This is a genomic window from Streptomyces pacificus, assembly GCF_011766325.1.
Lineage (GTDB): Bacteria > Actinomycetota > Actinomycetes > Streptomycetales > Streptomycetaceae > Streptomyces > Streptomyces pacificus.
On record NZ_BLLG01000019.1, the window covers coordinates 55,177 to 72,991 of the forward strand.

Genomic DNA, 17,815 nt, shown 5'->3' on the forward strand with positions numbered 1-17,815 from the left:
CCGGTTCCTCGACCAAGGGATGTTTCACGTGAAACCCGTCGACCCGCGCCTGCTTCGGTACGCCCGGGCCACCCGCCTCTTCCTGGCGACCGTGGTAGCACTCGGCCTTGCCGGGGCTGCGCTGGTCGTGGCCCAGGCGATGCTGATCGCCGACGTGGTGGTCGGCGCCTTCCAGCGCGGTCTGGGCGCCGACGAACTGTGGACGCCGCTGGCGCTGCTGGCCGTCGTCGCCGCCGGGCGCGGGCTGGTGACCTGGCTCACCGAACTGGCCGCCCACCGGGCGAGTGCGGCGGTCAAGTCGGAGCTGCGCCGGCGGGTGCTGGAACGGGTCGGGGAGCTGGGGCCGGGGTGGCTGAGCGGACAGCGGAGTGGTTCCCTGGCCGCCCTCGCCACTCGCGGGGTGGACGCGCTCGACGACTACTTCGCCCGCTATCTGCCGCAGCTGGGGCTGGCGGTGGTCGTCCCGGTCGCGGTGCTGGCCCGGATCGTCACCGAGGACTGGGTCTCCGCGGCGGTGATCGTGGTCACCCTGCCGCTGATCCCGATCTTCATGGTGCTGATCGGCTGGGCTACGGAAGCCCGGATGAACCGTCAGTGGACCCTGCTTTCCCGGCTGTCCGGACACTTTCTGGACGTGGTCGCCGGGCTGCCGACGCTCAAGGTGTTCGGCCGGGCGAAGGCCCAGGCCGAGGCGATTCGGAAGATCACCTCGGAGTACCGGCGGGCGACGCTGAGGACCCTGAGGATCGCGTTCCTCTCGTCCTTCGCCCTGGAACTGCTGTCGACGCTCTCCGTGGCCCTGGTGGCGGTCGGCATCGGCATGCGGCTCGTGCACGGGGATCTGGATCTCCACACCGGGCTCGTCGTGCTCATTCTGGCCCCCGAGGCCTATCTGCCGCTGCGGCAGGTCGGGGCGCAGTACCACGCCGCCGCGGAGGGGCTGGCGGCGGCGGAGGAGATGTTCCGGGTGCTGGAGACCCCGGTCCGGGCCGGTGGCACGGCGCCGGCGCCCGGCGCCCGGGGACTGCGGCTGGAACTGGACTCCGTGACGGTGCGGCACGGGGGCCGGGCCGCACCCTCGCTGGACGCCGTGTCACTGACGGTGGAGCACGGTGAGACCGTCGCGCTGGTCGGCCCGAGCGGCGTCGGCAAGTCGACGCTGCTCGATGCCGTGCTGGGCTTCGTGGCACCGGACGAGGGCGCGGTCCGGGTGGGCGCCCCGGGGCAGGGGCCGGTGGACCTGACCTCCGTGGACCGGGCGGCCTGGCACCGGCAGATCGCCTGGGTACCGCAGCGGCCGTACCTCTTCGCGGGGACGGTCGCGGAGAACGTACGGCTCGCCCGGCAGGACGCGGATGAGGCGGAGGTCCTGGCGGCACTCCGGGAGGCCGGTGCGGAGGACTTCACGGCCGCGCTGCCGCAGGGGGTGGACACGGTCCTCGGTGAGGACGGGGCAGGGCTGTCCGCGGGCCAGCGCCAGCGGATCGCGCTCGCCCGGGCCTTCCTCGCCGACCGGCCGCTGCTGCTGCTCGACGAGCCCACCGCGGCGCTGGACGGGGAGACCGAGGCGGGCATCGCGGACGCGGTACGGAGGCTGGCACGCGGCAGGACGGTACTGCTCGTCGTCCACCGGCCCGCACTGCTGACCGTGGCCGACCGCGTGGTCGAACTGGGTTCGGCCCGGCAGGCTGACCACGGTGCGGAAACCCCCTGGCCCCCGGCCTCGCCCGACGGCGACGTCCGGGCTCCGGCCGCCATCCCGTCCGCCGAGCCCTCGCATGACCGAGCACCCTCGCATGACCGAGAGTGCTCCACGACCGGCTCCACGACCGGCTCCACGACCAGCTCCACGACGGGTTCCACGACGGGTTCCACGACCGGTTCCACCAAGGGCTGCGTCACCGGTTCCGTGCACCGGACCTCCGCGGGGGCGACCGACCGGGCGGACGTGCGGGTGCTTGCGCGGGTGCGCGGGGCGGCCGGCGCGAACCGCGGCCGTCTGGTGACGGCGCTGCTGCTCGGGAGCCTGGCCCTGGGATCCGCCGTGGGCCTTATGGCGGTGTCGGGATGGCTGATCTCCCGGGCCTCGGAGCAGCCGCCGGTGCTCTATCTGATGGTGGCCGTCACGGCGACGCGGGCATTCGGGATCGGGCGGGCGGTGTTCCGCTACGCCGAGCGGCTCGTCTCCCACGACGCCGTGCTGAGGATGCTGGCCGAGTTGAGAGTGGGCGTGTACCGCCGGCTGGAGCGGATCGCGCCCGCCGGGCTGAGCCGCACCCGCCGGGGCGATCTGCTGTCCCGGCTCGTCGCCGACGTGGACGCACTCCAGGACTACTGGCTGCGCTGGCTGCTGCCGGCCGGCGCGGCTCTCGTCGTCGGGGCCGCATCGGTCGGCTTCACCATGTGGCTGCTGCCCGAGGCGGGAGCCGGTCTGGCGGTGGGACTGCTCGCGGCCGGGGTGGTCGTACCCCTGCTGAGCGGGGCGGTCGCACGGCGGTCCGAGCGGCGGCTCGCCCCGGCCCGCGGCGCGCTCGCCACCCAGGTCGTCGACCTGCTCAGGGGCGCCGCGGAACTGACCGTCACCGGGGCGCTCCCCCGGCGGACGGCGAAAGCACGGGAGGCCGACCGCACCCTGACGCGGATCGCCGCGCGTGCTGCCTCCGCCACTGCGCTCGGCGGGGGACTGTCGGCCGTGGCCTGCGGTCTCACCGTGGCCTTCGCGGCGTACGCGGGCGTCGCCGCCGTGCACTCCGGCCGGATCGGGGGAGTCGAACTCGCCGTCGTCGTCCTCACACCGCTCGCCGCCTTCGAGGCCGTCATGGGACTGCCCTCGGCGGTGCGGTACCGGCAGCGGGCAAGGCGCAGTGCCCTGCGGGTCTTCGAGGTGCTCGACGCCCCGGTGCCGGTCAGCGAGCCCCCGCAACCCGTCCCCGCGCCCGCCTCCCCCTTCCCCCTGGAGGTCCGGGGGCTCACGGCTCGCCATGCCGGCGGGCGCCAGGACGCGCTCTCGGGGTTCGACCTGACGCTCACCGCCGGCCGGCGCGTCGCCGTCGTCGGCGCCTCGGGCTCCGGCAAGACCACACTCGCCCAGGTTCTGCTGCGCTTCCTCGACCTCCGGGCCGGGACGTACACGATCGGCGGGACGGATGCGACCGCGCTCGACGGGGACACCGTCCGCAGCCGCGTCGGACTCTGTGCCCAGGACGCCCATCTCTTCGACAGTTCGATCAGGGAGAACCTGCGTCTGGCCCGGACCGGTGCCACCGAGGGGGAACTGCGCGCGGCCCTGGCCTCCGCCCGGCTGCTGGAGTGGGTCGACGGTCTCCCTGACGGGCTCGACACCCTCGTCGGTGAGCACGGTGCCCGGCTCTCCGGCGGTCAGCGCCAGCGTCTGGCGCTGGCCCGCGCACTGCTCGCCGACTTCCCCGTTCTGCTGCTCGACGAGCCTGCCGAGCATCTGGATCTCGCCACGGCCGACGCGCTGACAACGGACCTGCTTGCCGCGACCGAAGGACGTACGACGGTTCTGATCACCCATCGGCTCCGGGGCCTCGAGGCGGTCGACGAGGTGCTGGTGCTGGACGGGGGCTGCACCGTGCAGCGCGGGTCCTATGCGGAGCTGGCCGCGGCGGAGGGTCCGCTGCGCCTCATGCTGGAGCGGGAGCGTGCCGCCGACCTCCTCGGAGAGCGGTACAGGGGGCCCGCTCTCCCCACCGCGTAGGATCCGAGCGCCCTCAAGACCATGAGCGCCCGAGCAGCGCGGCCCCGGACTGCCGGTGCCCCCGGCGCCGAGACACCGCACGGCCCCCGGGTCGGCCGGAGTCGCCTTCGCCGGGCCCCCGGCCCCCGGCACGGCGGGGCGAGGCTGTGCGGGACGGCCCGAGATGGCCGAGGGCGGAACAAGGCGGCCCCAAGACGGCCCAGGACACTCCAGGATTCACAAAACGGCACGAAGTCGCGGAGGAGGGAGGGCAGGCGCCCTGCGGTCGACGTTCCGTCAGAAGCCGGTGGCGGCCCCCGCCGAGCAGGGAGAGGCGGTGCTTCCCGGCCCGTTGCACGAGGGTCGTGTGGTGGGGGGAACCGCGCCGACTGGGCCGGATGGCCGTATGGATCAGGCGAAATGTGGCAAAGGCCCCATGGCGGATGTGACCATCCGGGCATGGGACACCGACAACGAGACTGCCACCGACGGCTGTTCAGGCCCTTGCTGGGGGCGCTGCTGGTCGCCTCCCCGCTGCTTCCCGCGCCCGCCGCATCCGCGAACGACGGCCCCGAAGTGAGCGTGCAGGTCGCCCAGCTGCTCGAAGAGGTGTCCAAGGCCACGGTCACGTACCAGCGCGGGCTGCAGGCGTCGGTGGCCGAGCGAGCCCGGCTCGACCAGTTGCAGTGGCAGCTCGCCGACAGGCGGCGCGAGATGCGGAGGATGCACGACAAGCTCGGTGCGGTAGCCAGGGCCCAGTACCGCAGCGGGGGGAACCTGGCACCCACCCTGGAGCTGATGTTCGCCTCCGACCCCGAGGAGCTGCTGCGCGGGCAGCGGCTCTACGCCAAGGCCACGGCGACGGTGAACCGGTTGCTGGAGGAGGCCGGGGAAGCCGAGCACCTGACATCCGTGGCGGAGGAGAAGGCCCGCGAGGCCTGGTACCGCCTGGATGCCCGGACGGCGGAGCTGGCGCAGATCAAACGGGGCATCGAGACCAAGCTCGACGCGGCGCGGTGGTCGCTGCAGGCGCAGGCGGACCGGAGCGCGGCTTCCGGGCAGTGCTCAGGTTCGGTCCCGCTGCCGCAGACGGACTTTCCGGAGGGCTCCGCCTGGGTGACGCCCGTGCAGCGCTACACGCTGTCGGCGGGCTTCGACAGCGCCGGAACCCGCTGGGCGAACCGCCACACCGGGCAGGACTTCGCCGTCGGGATCGGCAGCCCGGTGCGCTCGATCGGAGCCGGCCGGGTGGTGTCCGTCTCCTGCGGAGGAGGCTTCGGCATGCAGGTCGTCGTCCAGCACAACGACGGCTGGTACTCGCAGTACGCGCACCTCGCCTCGGTCACGGTGGACCAGGGCGACAGGGTCCGCACCGGGCAGTGGCTCGGCCAGGCCGGCACCACGGGCAACTCGACCGGTCCCCATCTCCACTTCGAGGTGCGGCTCACCCCGGACTTCGGCTCGGCGGTGGATCCGGTGAGCTGGCTGCGGAACCGGGGAGTCTGGCTCTGACCGATCGACCTGTGACCGATCGACCTGTGACCTGTGGCCCCTGAGCGGTGCGCCGCCGCTCCGTGACCCGCGGCACCGCTCACCGGCGCACCGCGGCGCCGGTACCGAGACCGTGATCCTACGACCGCGGCCGGGATCCGTCTGCGGCCAGAATCCGCTCGATCACCACCGCGACACCGTCGTCGTTGTTCGCCAACGTCCGGCCGGACGCGGCGGCGACCACATCGGGATGGGCGTTGCCCATGGCGAACGAGGTGCCCGCCCAGGTGAGCATCTCCACGTCGTTCGGCATATCACCGAAGGCCACGACCTCGTCCGACGAGATACCGCGTTCCGCGCAGCACAGTGCGAGCGTCGAGGCCTTGGAGACTCCCGGCCCGCTCACCTCCAGCAGCGCGGTCGGGCTGGAGCGGGTGATCGCGGCCAGTTCCCCTGCGGCCGTCCGCGCCACGGTGAGGAAACCGTCCGGTGTCAGCTCGTCGTGCTGGGCGAGCAGCTTCAGCACCGGGGCCGAGGACCCCGGCCCGTCCTCGTGCAGCAGTTTCTCGGCGAGGGCGACCGTGGCGCCGGGATCGAGGTGGAACGGCGGGTAGCCGGGTTCGCAGTGGATTCCCGTGGTGGTCTCCACGGCGAACGAGGTGCCCGGAGCCGCGTCGCGCAGCCGCTGTACGACGTCGAGCGCGGTGCTCCGCTGCAGGGGGCGGACCTCCAGCAGCCTCCCGCCGGAGTGCAGATCGACCACCGCCGCGCCGTTGGCGCAGATCGCCAGCCCATGGCCGTGTACATGAGCGCTGACGACGTCCATCCAGCGCGCCGGGCGGCCCGTGACGAAGAAGACCTCGATCCCCGCTTCCTCCGCGGCGGCGAGTGCGGCCACGGTCCGCCCCGAGACGGACTTGTCGTCGTGCAGCAGGGTGCCGTCGAGGTCCGTGGCGATCAGCCGGACGGTCGGGGGAAGCGGCAGGGGGTCGGTAGCTGGGGTCACCTACGCATTCTCCCGCACCCCCTGCACGACCGTGCGCGGGGTCGCACATCTGAGTGGTTCCTCGAGGCGCCGACCAGGCCCCGAGCGGGTCCCGAGCGGGTCCTCGACTGGGCCCGTGCCTCTGCTGCCCGACGGCACCCGGCCCGCCGAGCACCTCCCCCGGCCACGAAGGCGTGGTTCCGGATCCGCTCGGCCGGCACCTGCATGGCGGTGGGAAGCCCGCGTTATCGTCGGGGGCATGCGTCTGAGCACCGTGATCCTCCCCATCCACCGGTGGGCCGAAGGACAGAAGAACTGGCGACGGGCCGAAGAACTCGGGTTCCACGCCGCGTACACCTATGACCATCTGTCCTGGCGGACCTTTCGCGACGGGCCGTGGTTCGGCGCGGTGCCGACCCTCACGGCGGCAGCGGCCGTCACCGACAGGATGCGCCTGGGCACCCTGGTCACCTCGCCCAACTTCCGGCATCCGGTCACCCTCGCCAAGGAACTGATCACCCTCGACGACATCTCAGGGGGCCGCGTCACGTTGGGCATCGGATCCGGTGGCAACGGATTCGACGCCACCGCGCTCGGGCAGCAGGCGTGGACTCCGCGGGAGCGGGCCGACCGGTTCGGCGAGTTCCTTCCCCTGCTGGACCGGCTGCTCACCGAGGGCGCGGTGAGCCACACCGGCACCCACTACTCGGCGGGGGAGGCCCGGAACATACCCGGCTGCGTCCAGCGCCCCCGGCTGCCGTTCGCGGTGGCCGCGACCGGCCCGCGCGGACTCGGACTGGCCGCCCGCCACGGCCAGGCGTGGGTGACCACCGGTGATCCGAAGCTGTTCGAGAAGGGCACCCCTCAGCAGTCGGTGCAGGCCCTTCGCGGCCAGATGGAGAGGCTCGGCATGGCGTGCGCGGACATCGGCCGGAGCGTCGCCGAACTCGACAAGATCCTGCTCACCGGCTTCACTCCGGACCGCGGCACCCCGCTGGAATCCGTGGACGCCTTCGTGGACTTCGCCGGGCGCCACCAGGAGCTGGGCTTCACCGAGATCGCTGTCCACTGGCCGATCCCCGACTCCGACTTCGCCGCCGACCAGGCCGTCTTCGAGCAGATAGCCACCGAGGCCTCCGGTCAACTCGCCTGATCGGATGCTTCCACCGGTGACGCCGCGGTGGGAGGCATCGGGGCCGCAAGAACGGCGACGTGCCTGGCGCGGAGCGCACGCCAGGCACGTTCGTCGTCGAAAGCCCGGGGTCGGATCGGGACGGACGGACGGACGAGGACGGGCCGAGATGCCGGCGTCGCCCGGTCGCATCCTGATCGGTGAGGTCCGCTGCCGCCGTGCGGGTCGGTACCGTGCCGAACCACGGCCCCTCGCGAGAGTTCCGCCGGGGCAGCCGGGCATGGGCGCACACGGCGTGGAGTGCGGACGCCTCTCCCTGGCCCGCTCATCTGCCGCACGGCCGCCGAAGGCGGCACGGCTGGATCACGGTGCCCGGGCGCAGGCCCACGGCTCGCAGCCCCGGGGCTGACGCACGGGTGCGCCCGGCTTTCGGGACTCGCGGCCGTGGCCGCGCCGGTCCTGTCCAGGAGCGCTGTGACGACGGGGCGGACGACGACGCCCGGCGGGGCCCATCCGGGCCGCCGCCCCTCGTCCGGGTGAAAAGGCGCCTGAATGTTTGATCCACAGCCAACGCGACTTATCCACAGGCTAGTTGATCAATCTGTGGACAACTGGCCTCGTATACATGCGCCTTGCCCAACCCTGCGGCAATCAGGGTGCCTTGTCGTCATTGCGTGCAACGCCCTTTGGTGCACCTCCCTTTCAGCGGCGGCGGTGATGAACGCCGCGATGCGGTCGGAGCCAACAAGCCTCTCCACGGCTCTGATCGTCCCTCCGGGGAGAGCGACCTGGCACTGGTCGCCATCGCCTTCCCGCGGAGTCCCGGCGGCCAGGTGGTACCGCAGTTGCCGGACGGCGAAAAACCGCATGGCGCCGTCCAGTTCGGCATCGAAGGCCGGCTCGGTGAGCGGCCGTGACCGACGACCCGCCGATGCGCACACCGCCCCGTCTGCCTCCGGCGGGCTCGCCGCATCCCCGCCTGCCGAAGGTCGACGGCCGGGACAGCGGGCGAGGTTGCGGCGGGGAATGAACTCCCGCAAGTGCGCGACGATATGCTCCACGTGTCCGTGAAGTTCCCTCAGCTGTCCGGTGATGGCCGCGAGCGGCACTCCGGCCGTGGACAACTCGGCTGCCACGGCCAGCTCCTGGGGGCTCCGTACCAGAAACTCGGCCTCCCCGCCCGGAACACGCTCCAGCACGCCCAGTTCCACCACTTCGGCGATCGCCGCTTCACCCGGCTCGTCCCCGAAGGCCGCTGCCAGTTCGGACCGGCTGATCCGGTCGGCCTTCTCGCCGGCCGAGAGGCCGTGGCACTCGGCAGCGGGCGCTGCGAGACGCTCGTCCGCCCGGGCCTCGGCGCTGAACCCCAGTACCCCGCCGAGGCCGCGCCCCGCGTCCCAGGCCTCCAGGAGTTCCTTGATCGAGGCAAGGGTGTATCCGCGGTCGAGGAGGCCCGCGATCCGGAGCAGCCGGGCCAGATGGGACTCCCCGTACACGTTGGACCTGCCGCGCCGCTCCGGTCTGGGCAGCAGTCCGCGGTCCTGGTAGGCGCGAATCGTCCGGACCGTCGCCCCGCTGTGATGGGCGAGATCCTCGATCCGGTATTCCACCGCCTGCGTCCCGGACACGGCAACTCCTCACTGCTCCACGGCACACCGCGCCGACCGGGCCGGCCCGCGGGGGCGCCCCGGGCCGCGGGCACCGCCCGGACAGGTGGCCGGCGGCGCGATCGCGTCATGACCACGCACAGCGGAGGCCCCCCACCGGGCTAGTGTCTGCTGCAGCGCGTCCCCCGCCGGACCCGTCAGCGCCTGTGCGCCGAACCCCGGCAGTGTCGGGGGCCAGCGCCGCTGTCCCACCCGGCCGGCCTGGCGGGCGAGGATGCCGAAGGGGTACGCCCGGTGCCGGCCGTCCTGCCCCTGCCACACCATGAGGCGGTCACCGTCCTCGTAGACCGCCCCTCGGGGGGCGGCGCTCGCGCACCTCGCGTGACACCGACGAATGTGACAATTCCCGGAGGCTGCGTCAAGAGCCCTGCAGCCGACTGTGGATGACCACGGGCGCACCCGGAGTGACCACAGATGCACCCGGGGTGATAACCGGCTCCCCTGGGATGACCACAGGCTGACCACCGGCGCTCCCGGGACGGCTGCCGGCGCACCTGTGGACGACCACCGGCGCCCTCGCGGACGGTTCCGCTTCGGCGCCGCCCCCTACGGGTCCGTACGCCTTGAGTCTGACCCGGAACCAGCCGCCAGGGCTGACGCCCGCTGTGGCGCCCGCCACTACCGTCGAGGCGTGACTGTGATCGTGACCGAAAGCCTGAGCAAGCGGTTCCCCCGGGTGACCGCGCTTGACCGGCTCTCCCTGGACATCGGGCCCGGTGTGACCGGACTCGTGGGTGCCAACGGGGCCGGCAAGTCCACACTGATCAAGATCCTGCTGGGTCTGTCCCCCGCCACGGAGGGCCGTGCCGAGGTGCTCGGCCTCGACGTCGCCGCCTGTGGTGCCGCCATCCGCGAGCACGTCGGCTATATGCCCGAGCACGACTGCCTGCCGCCGGACGTCTCGGCCACCGAGTTCGTCGTCCATATGGCGCGCATGTCCGGACTGCCGCCGTCCGCGGCCCGCGAACGCACCGCGGACACCCTGCGCCACGTGGGCCTGTACGAGGAGCGGTACCGTCCCATCGGCGGCTACTCGACCGGTATGAAGCAGCGTGTGAAGCTCGCCCAGGCCCTGGTCCACGACCCGCGGCTGGTGCTGCTGGACGAACCGACCAACGGCCTCGACCCGGTGGGACGCGACGAGATGCTCGGCCTGATCCGCCGCGTCCACACCGACTTCGGGATCTCGGTCCTGGTCACCTCGCACCTCCTCGGTGAACTCGAGCGCACCTGCGGCCACGTCGTGGTCGTCGACGGCGGGAGGCTGCTGCGCTCCAGCTCCACCAGCGACTTCACAAGGACGACCGCGACCCTCGCGGTCGAGGTCACCGACTCCGACACCCACCCGGACGGCACGGCGGCACTGCGCGAGGCGCTGACGGCGGCCGGAGTCACCCTGCGCGCGGGGGTGGAGGACGGGCTGCCGGGCGCCGGTCACATCCTTCTGCTGGAGGCCGCCGGCGAGGAGACGTACGACACCGTCCGGGACACCGTCGCCGCCCTCGGCCTCGGCCTCGTACGGATGGAACAGCGCCGCCACCACATCGCGGAGGTGTTCCGCCCCGAGGCGGCCCCGCAGCCCACGGAGGTGCCCGCGTGATGAGCAACGGGACAACCCGCACGGGGACGGCGCCCGCCGAGACCACCCGCATCCACAACATCGGCTACCGCAACTACGACGGTGCGCGGCTCGGCCGCGCCTACGCCCGCCGCTCGCTCTTCGCCCAGTCGCTGCGCGGGGCCTACGGACTCGGGCGCTCCGCCCGGTCGAAGGTGCTGCCGATGATCCTCTTCGGGGTGATGTGCGTGCCCGCGGCGGTCATCGTCGCCGTCGCGGTGGCCACCGAGATGAGGGAACTGCCACTCGACTACACCCGCTACGCGATCTTCACCCAGGCGGTCATCGGCCTCTTCCTCGCGGCCCAGGCCCCCCAGACCGTGTCACGGGACCTGCGCTTCAGGACCGTGCCGCTGTACTTCTCCCGGCCCGTCGAGCGGGTCGACTACGTCCTCGCCAAGTTCGGTGCGATGGCCTCGGCGCTGTTCGTGCTGACCGCCGCCCCGCTGCTGGTCCTCTACCTCGGCTCGCTGCTGGCGAAGATGGACCTCGCCGACCAGACGAAGGGCTTCGCACAGGCACTGGTCTCCGTGGCGCTCCTGTCCCTCCTCTTCGGCGGCCTCGGCCTCGTCATGGCCGCGCTCACCCCGCGCCGCGGATTCGGTGTCGCGGCGGTCATCGCCGCCCTGACCATCACCTACGGCGCGGTGTCCACCGTCCAGGCCATCGCCTACGAGACCGGGTCCGGGGGCGCCGTGCAGTGGCTGGGCCTCTTCTCCCCCGTCACCCTGATCGACGGGGTGCAGACCGCCTTCCTCGGCGCGTCCTCCTCCTTCCCCGGCGGGCTGGGGCCCGGCACCGGTACCGGGGCGGTCTATCTGCTGGCGGTCCTCGTACTCATCGCCGGTTCGTACGGCGTTCTGATGCGCCGCTACCGAAAGGTCGGGCTCTGACCATGACCACTGTCCGCATCGACCACGCCTCGCGCTGGTTCGGCAACGTGGTGGCCGTCAACGACGTGACCATGGACATCGGGCCGGGTGTCACCGGACTCCTCGGGCCCAACGGTGCCGGCAAGTCCACGCTCATCAACATGATGGGCGGCTTCCTCGCCCCCTCGACGGGCACCGTCACCCTCGACGGGGAGGCGATCTGGCGCAACGAGTCGGTCTACCGGCGGATCGGCGTCGTGCCCGAGCGGGAGGCGATGTACGACTTCCTCACGGGACGGGAGTTCGTCCTCGCCAACGCCGAGCTGCACGGCCTCGGAGCAGGGGAGGCCCAGCGGGCCCTGGCGACGGTGGAGATGGAGCCGGCCCAGGACCGCAAGATCGCCACCTACAGCAAGGGCATGCGCCAGCGGGTCAAGATGGCGTCCGCCCTGGTGCACGAGCCGGATGTGCTGCTGCTCGACGAGCCGTTCAACGGGATGGACCCGCGCCAGCGCATGCAGCTCATGGACCTGCTGCGGCGGATGGGAGGCGAGGGACACACGGTCCTGTTCTCCTCCCACATCCTGGAGGAGGTCGAGCAGCTGGCCTCCCACATCGAGGTGATCGTCGCGGGACGGCACGCCGCGAGCGGCGACTTCCGCAGGATCCGCCGGCTGATGACCGACCGGCCCCACCGCTATCTGGTGCGCTCGAGTGACGACCGCGCCCTCGCCGCCGCGCTGATCGCGGATCCGTCGACCGCGGGCATCGAAGTGGACCTCCAGGAAGGAGCGGAAGGCGCGCTGCACGTCCAGGCGGTCGACTTCGGCCGGTTCACCGCACTCCTGCCGAGAGTGGCCCGCGACCACTCGATCCGGCTGCTCACGGTCTCGCCGTCCGACGAGTCCCTCGAATCGGTCTTCTCCTACCTCGTAGCGGTCTGAAAGGAGCCCACGACATGTACGACCCGACAGTCGCCCGGCTCACCTACCGGGCCCTCCTCGGCCGGCGCCGCGCGGCGATCCTCCTCGTCCTCCCCGCCCTGCTGCTGCTCATCGCGGCCGGGGTGAGGGCCTTCAACGGCGCGGACGACCAGATGGCCGCCGGCGTGCTGGGCGGATTCGCCATCGCCACGATGGTGCCGCTGATCGGCGTGATCGCCGGAACGGGTGCGATCGGTCCCGAGATCGACGACGGCTCGATCGTCTATCTGCTGGCGAAGCCGGTGAAGCGGCCGGTGATCGTCGTCACCAAGCTGGTCGTGGCGATCGCCGTGACGATGGCGTTCTCCGCGCTCCCGACATTCGCCGCCGGGTACATCCTCAACGGCAACGGGCAGCAGATCGCAGTGGCCTACACGGTCGCCGCGCTGGTGGCGTCGATCGCCTACGCCGCGCTGTTCCTGCTGCTCGGCACGGTCAGCCGGCACGCGGTCGTGATCGGTCTCGTCTACGCCCTGGTGTGGGAGACGCTCTTCGGCAGTCTCGTCCCCGGGGCGCGGACACTCAGCGTGCAGCAGTGGTCGCTGGCGCTGGCCGAGCGGATCGGGGGCGAGGGGATGATCACCTCCGAGGTGGGCCTGCCGCTCGCGGTGGCGCTGCTCGCCGGGGTGACACTGCTCGCGACGGGATACGCCGGGCGGAAGCTGAGGACGCTGACGCTGGCCGGCGAGGAGTAGCGGGGCGGGGGGCGGGGCCCCGCGGCGCCCCGCCCCACCATGCCCTCGACCTTCACGCAGGCCTGACAGGCCGGCGGGGACACTGGAGGACGAGGAGGAGGCCGCCATGCCGGAGGAGCCGAACCGTCAGCCGCAGGCAGAGCCGGACCGTGAGCCGGGTCGGAAGCCGGACCGCCCGCCGTATCGGGGGATGGACCGGGAGGAGAGCCGCCCGGGGCCGGACCCGGCGGCGGGCGCGCCGGGCGCGTCCGAACCGTCCATCCCGTCCGAACCGTGCATCCCGTCCGAACCATCCACCGGGAGCAGCCCGGCGGACGGTGCCGGGGCAGGCGGGGCAGGCCGCGGCCGTCAGGGGGCCGACGCGGGCCGGGGCGCTTCCGGCTCCGCAGCTGAAGCGGATCCCCGCGGGGACGACTGGGACGAGGCGGTGCTCGACGAGGACTTCGTGCGCGCAGCGGAGACCACCGAGCCCTCCGCCCGGGCCCGGATGCTGGCCGCCCGGTGGCGCGGCTCAGCGCCCGAACCGCAGCCCTGGCGCTCCGACGAGCCGCCTGCGGGCTGGTTCTGGAGCCGTGGCCGAGCGCGGCGCGGGCGCCGCTGGTGGCGCCGGTCCTGAGCCCCGCGTGGGGAGAGCACGGTGGACACGGGCCCTGAGCCCGCTCAGACGGCGCTGGTCGCGCCGGATCCTCAGACCGGTCCGCGGGAGAGCGCGGTGGACGCGGGTGCTCTGAGGCCGTCCCGCACGGAGAACCGGTGGCAGCGCGCTCTTCGGACCGGGCGGTCCGCCGGTGCGCCCGTCGGTTGCACGGCGGGTCCGCAGGGCCGCCACAGGTCTGACGACACGGCCCGGGGGCTTCTTCCGGACCCTGTCGGCTGCGGGGAGTATGTGCCGTGCGCCGCAAGCCGGGAGGGACCTCGGCAACCCGCCCTAACCGGGTTGCCCCAGCAGCTCCTCCAGTACCAGCGCGATGCCGTCCTGCTCGTTCGACGCTGTGATCCGGTGTGCCACGGCCTTCAGCTCGTCGTGGGCGTTGGCCATCGCCACGCCGTGGGCGGCCCAGCCGAACACGGGGATGTCGTTCGGCATGTCGCCGAAGGCGATCGCCTGGGTGGCCCGCACCCCCAGTCTGCGAGCCGCCAGCGAGAGGCCGGTGGCCTTGCTCAGACCGAGAGGCAGGAGCTCGACGACTCCCGGGCCTGCCATCACCACGTCCACCAGCCCGCCGGCCACCGAGCGCGCGAGCCGGGTCAGCTCGTCGTCGTCGAGGTCCGGGTGCTGCATGTAGAGCTTGGTCAGCGGGGCCGCCCACAGCTCGGCCGGGTCGTCGACGGTGACGAACGGGAGCGGACCGTCCTGGAACCGGTAGCCGGGACCGGCGATCACCTCCCCGTCCAGGCCGTCGCGGTTCGCGGCCAGCGCGAGCGGACCGGTCTCCGCCGCCAGCTTGGACACGGCGAGTGCGGCGAGCCGGCGGTCCAGCGTCACGGAGGTCAGCAGCCGGTGCTCGCCGGCGTGGTACACCTGGGCGCCCTGACCGCAGACTGCGAGGCCCCGATAGCCCAGGTCGTCGAGGACGTGCCGGGTCCACGGGACACCCCGGCCCGTGACGACGACATGCGCCGCGCCCTCCGCTGTGGCGGCGGCGAGCGCGTGGCGCGTACGGGGCGAGACGGAGTCGTCGGAGCGCAGCAGGGTCCCGTCGAGATCTGTGGCGATCAGGCGGTACGGAAAGCTCACCGGGCGACCGGCTCAAGGACCTCACGGCCGCCGAGGTAGGGGCGCAGGACCCCGGGCACCCGCACCGAGCCGTCGGCCAGCTGGTGGTTCTCCAGGATCGCCACGATCGTGCGCGGCACGGCGCACAGCGTGCCGTTCAGCGTCGCGAGCGGCTTGACCTGCCTGCCGTCGCGCATCCTGATCGACAGGCGGCGGGCCTGGAAGCCGTCGCAGTTCGACGCCGACGTGAGTTCGCGGTACTTGCCCTGGGTGGGGATCCAGGCCTCGCAGTCGTACTTGCGCGACGCCGAGGCGCCCAGGTCGCCGGTGGCCACGTCGATCACCTGGAACGGCAGCTCCAAGGCGTTCAGCCACTGCTTCTCCCACTCCAGCAGACGCCTGTGCTCGCTCTCGGCGTCGTCGGGGTGGACGTAGGAGAACATCTCGACCTTGTCGAACTGGTGGACGCGGAAGATGCCGCGGGTGTCCTTGCCGTAGGTGCCGGCCTCGCGGCGGAAGCACGGCGAGAAGCCGGCATACCTCAGCGGGAGCTTTCCGCCGTCGACGATCTCGTCCATGTGGTAGGCGGCGAGCGGGACCTCGGACGTGCCGACGAGGTAGAAGTCGTCCTTCTCCAGGTGGTAGACGTTCTCGGCGGCCTGGCCGAGGAAGCCGGTGCCCTCCATGGCACGCGGGCGGACCAGGGCCGGGGTCAGCATCGGGGTGAAGCCCGCCTCGGTCGCCTGCGCCATCGCGGCGTTGACCAGGGCGAGTTCCAGCAGGGCGCCGACGCCCGTCAGATAGTAGAAGCGGGAGCCGGACACCTTCGCTCCGCGCTCGACGTCGATGGCGCCGAGCGCCTCGCCCAGCTCCAGGTGGTCCTTGGGCTCGAAGCCCTCGGCGCCGAAGTCCCGGACGGTGCCGTGCGTCTCCAGCACGGTGAAGTCCTCCTCGCCGCCGACCGGGACGTCGGGGTGGACGAGGTTGCCCAGGCCCAGGAGCAGCCGGCGGGCCTCTTCCTCGGCCTCGTGCTGCTCGGCCTCGGCGCTCTTCACGTCGGCCTTGAGCTGTTCGGCCTTCTTCAGCAGCCCGGCGCGCTCGTCCGGGGACGCCTTGGGGATGAGCTTGCCGAGCGACTTCTGCGCGGAACGGAGTTCGTCGAAGCGGACACCGGACGACCTGCGCCGCTCGTCGGCGGAGAGCAGGGCGTCGACGAGTTCGACGTCCTCTCCACGGGCGCGCTGGGAGGCGCGAACACGGTCGGGGTCCTCACGGAGCAGGCGAAGGTCAATCACCCCACCAGGCTACCGGTGTGCGAACCCGGCTCCCCAGTGGATAGGGCCATGCCTCTTTGGATAAATTGCCGGATTTGATCCAAATTTGACCAGTTATGCACGAATTGCCCAGGAATTCGATGGGCTCGAAGGCTCCCTCCCTCCGTCCTCGCTCGTCCTCGCTGCCCATGTGTGCCATCTGCCTCGCCCGCCCCGCCTACCACCTCGTCTATCCCCTTTGCCCTATCCGTATTCGCCGTCTCGCCGTCTCGTCGTCTCGCCGTCCCGCCGTCCGCCGGTGAATGGCGTGAGCGGTGGCCGTATCTGTCTCCGGGGCACCGGCCGCTGAGCTCAGAGGCCGTTGTCCACAGGGGTGGAGGGTGCGTGCGAGTTATCCACAGGATGGGGGAGGGGTCTGTGGATTACAGAGTTGATCATTCTGAAGGGCGGCAGAGATCCGGGAAGTGCCTCCTCAAACGCGGTTCATGCGCTCGTTCGAGTGTTAATTCCTCGCTCTTCTTCGCTCTGGAGAGTTGATTGTCGGAATTGGGCTGACATGGGCAATAGTCGTGCCCCGTGAGTGGAGGGGGACGAGCGAGGGAATTTGTCGACTGAGTGCAGCCGCGTTGTCGACTTGTCCCCAGATCGAGAAGCCGCCCTGTGGATAACTCTGTGGGTAACGGCAAGCGGGAGCGGAGCCCGGTGGGCGCGGCCCGGGGCGGCCCCCGGGCTATCCGCGACCGTCCTGACAGCGCGCCAGCCACTCGGCCGCCTCCACGAACTCCGCGTCGGAGGTCCCCGGGCGCAGTGGCCGGCCGTCCTGCCCCGGAGCAGGGACACCTGCCCGCGGATAGGACCCGAGGAAGCGCACCTCCAGGCAGATGCGCTTCAGACCCATCAGCGCCTCCCCCACCCGGCGGTCACCGATATGGCCCTCGGCGTCGATCGCGAAGCAGTAGTTCCCGATGCCGGCACCGGTGGGACGTGACTGCAGCAGCATCAGGTTGACGCCGCGCACCGCGAACTCCTGGAGCAACTCCAGCAGGGCGCCCGGACGGTCGTCGCGCTGCCAGATGACCACCGACGTCTTGTCCGCCCCCGTCGGGGCCGCGGGTCGCGCCGGGCGGCCCACCAGCACAAAGCGCGTCTCCGCGTTCTCCGCGTCGTGGATCTCGGTGACCAGCGCCTCGAGCCCGTACGTCGCCGCAGCGAACTCGCCCGCGAAGGCCGCGTCGAAGCGCCCCTCCTGGACCAGCCGCGCGCCGTCCGCGTTCGACGCCGCCGACTCCCACACCGCGTCGGGCAGCTGGGCCCGCAGCCAGTTCCGCACCTGCGGTTGGGCGACGGGGTGACCGGTCACCGTCTTCACGTCCGACAGCTTCGTCCCCGGCCGCACCAGCAGCGCGAACGCGATGGGCAGCAGCACCTCGCGGTAGATCGTCAGCGGCTCGCCGGAGACCAGCTCGTCCAGCGTCGCGGTGACGCCCCCCTCCACCGAGTTCTCGATCGGCACCAGCGCGGCCGCGGCCTCACCGCAGCGCACGGCGTCGAGCGCGGCCGGCACCGACACCATCGGGACCAGTTCGCGGGTGGCGGCCTCCGGGAGGGTGCGCAGGGCGGCCTCGGTGAAGGTGCCCTCGGGGCCGAGGTAGGTGAAGCGCGTGGCGGACATACCCGTCAC

At 72.0% G+C, this 17,815-nt stretch carries 13 protein-coding genes; 8 read left to right on the plus strand and 5 right to left on the minus strand.

Annotated elements, in window-relative coordinates; all coding sequences use genetic code 11:
* Nucleotides 1–19 precede the first annotated feature (19 nt).
* Nucleotides 20–3,721 carry a thiol reductant ABC exporter subunit CydD gene (gene cydD / locus SCWH03_RS23660; RefSeq protein ID WP_254076970.1) on the plus strand — a complete coding sequence of 1,234 codons (3,702 nt, stop codon included), beginning with the start codon at nucleotides 20–22 and terminating at the stop codon, nucleotides 3,719–3,721.
* 438 nt (nucleotides 3,722–4,159) lie between these two features.
* Nucleotides 4,160–5,212 carry a M23 family metallopeptidase gene (locus SCWH03_RS23665; RefSeq protein ID WP_173266330.1) on the plus strand — a complete coding sequence of 351 codons (1,053 nt, stop codon included), beginning with the start codon at nucleotides 4,160–4,162 and terminating at the stop codon, nucleotides 5,210–5,212.
* A gap of 118 nt (nucleotides 5,213–5,330) precedes the next feature.
* On the opposite strand, the gene SCWH03_RS23670 is transcribed toward SCWH03_RS23665, so the two are convergent.
* Nucleotides 5,331–6,197: an HAD family hydrolase gene (locus SCWH03_RS23670; protein WP_173266331.1), complete on the minus strand. Its 867-nt coding sequence runs from the start codon at nucleotides 6,195–6,197 to the stop codon at nucleotides 5,331–5,333.
* A 238-nt stretch (nucleotides 6,198–6,435) separates the two neighbouring features.
* Here SCWH03_RS23670 and SCWH03_RS23675 point away from each other — a divergent pair, with 238 nt between their 5' ends.
* The gene (locus SCWH03_RS23675; RefSeq protein WP_173266332.1) at nucleotides 6,436–7,329 is read left to right on the plus strand and encodes an LLM class flavin-dependent oxidoreductase; all 894 of its coding nucleotides are present in this window, start codon (nucleotides 6,436–6,438) and stop codon (nucleotides 7,327–7,329) included.
* Between the two features lie 575 nt (nucleotides 7,330–7,904).
* Here the strand turns inward: SCWH03_RS23675 and SCWH03_RS23680 are convergent.
* Nucleotides 7,905–8,936, minus strand: coding sequence for a MerR family transcriptional regulator (locus tag SCWH03_RS23680; RefSeq protein ID WP_173266333.1), 1,032 nt, complete (start codon nucleotides 8,934–8,936; stop codon nucleotides 7,905–7,907).
* A gap of 676 nt (nucleotides 8,937–9,612) precedes the next feature.
* On the opposite strand from SCWH03_RS23680, the gene SCWH03_RS23685 reads away from it, so the two are divergent.
* The 5 genes from SCWH03_RS23685 to SCWH03_RS29960 all read left to right on the plus strand — a co-directional run bounded on the left by SCWH03_RS23685 (nucleotide 9,613) and on the right by SCWH03_RS29960 (nucleotide 13,759).
* Entirely contained in the window at nucleotides 9,613–10,575 is a 963-nt protein-coding gene (locus SCWH03_RS23685) for an ABC transporter ATP-binding protein (protein WP_173266370.1), read from the plus strand.
* Nucleotides 10,575–11,486 carry an ABC transporter permease gene (locus SCWH03_RS23690; protein WP_173266334.1) on the plus strand — a complete coding sequence of 304 codons (912 nt, stop codon included), beginning with the start codon at nucleotides 10,575–10,577 and terminating at the stop codon, nucleotides 11,484–11,486. The genes SCWH03_RS23685 and SCWH03_RS23690 overlap by 1 nt, the downstream gene beginning before the upstream one ends.
* 2 nt (nucleotides 11,487–11,488) lie before the next feature.
* Nucleotides 11,489–12,409, plus strand: coding sequence for an ABC transporter ATP-binding protein (locus SCWH03_RS23695; protein WP_173266335.1), 921 nt, complete (start codon nucleotides 11,489–11,491; stop codon nucleotides 12,407–12,409).
* A gap of 14 nt (nucleotides 12,410–12,423) precedes the next feature.
* Nucleotides 12,424–13,143, plus strand: a complete 720-nt coding sequence (locus SCWH03_RS23700; RefSeq protein WP_173266336.1) for an ABC transporter permease subunit — start codon at nucleotides 12,424–12,426, stop codon at nucleotides 13,141–13,143.
* Nucleotides 13,144–13,333: 190 nt separating this feature from the next.
* Nucleotides 13,334–13,759, plus strand: a complete 426-nt coding sequence (locus SCWH03_RS29960) for an SGM_3592 family protein (RefSeq protein WP_443098666.1) — start codon at nucleotides 13,334–13,336, stop codon at nucleotides 13,757–13,759.
* 312 nt (nucleotides 13,760–14,071) lie between these two features.
* Here SCWH03_RS29960 and SCWH03_RS23705 read toward each other — a convergent pair whose 3' ends face one another.
* The 3 genes from SCWH03_RS23705 to pheA form a co-directional block, all read right to left on the minus strand.
* Nucleotides 14,072–14,881 (minus strand): HAD family hydrolase, encoded by an 810-nt coding sequence (locus tag SCWH03_RS23705; RefSeq protein WP_173266337.1) that lies wholly within the window; start codon nucleotides 14,879–14,881, stop codon nucleotides 14,072–14,074.
* The gene (gene serS / locus SCWH03_RS23710; RefSeq protein WP_173266338.1) at nucleotides 14,878–16,155 is read right to left on the minus strand and encodes a serine--tRNA ligase; all 1,278 of its coding nucleotides are present in this window, start codon (nucleotides 16,153–16,155) and stop codon (nucleotides 14,878–14,880) included. The genes SCWH03_RS23705 and serS overlap by 4 nt, the downstream gene beginning before the upstream one ends.
* A 709-nt stretch (nucleotides 16,156–16,864) precedes the next feature.
* Entirely contained in the window at nucleotides 16,865–17,806 is a 942-nt protein-coding gene (pheA, locus tag SCWH03_RS23715; protein WP_173266339.1) for a prephenate dehydratase, read from the minus strand.
* Nucleotides 17,807–17,815: the final 9 nt, after the last annotated feature.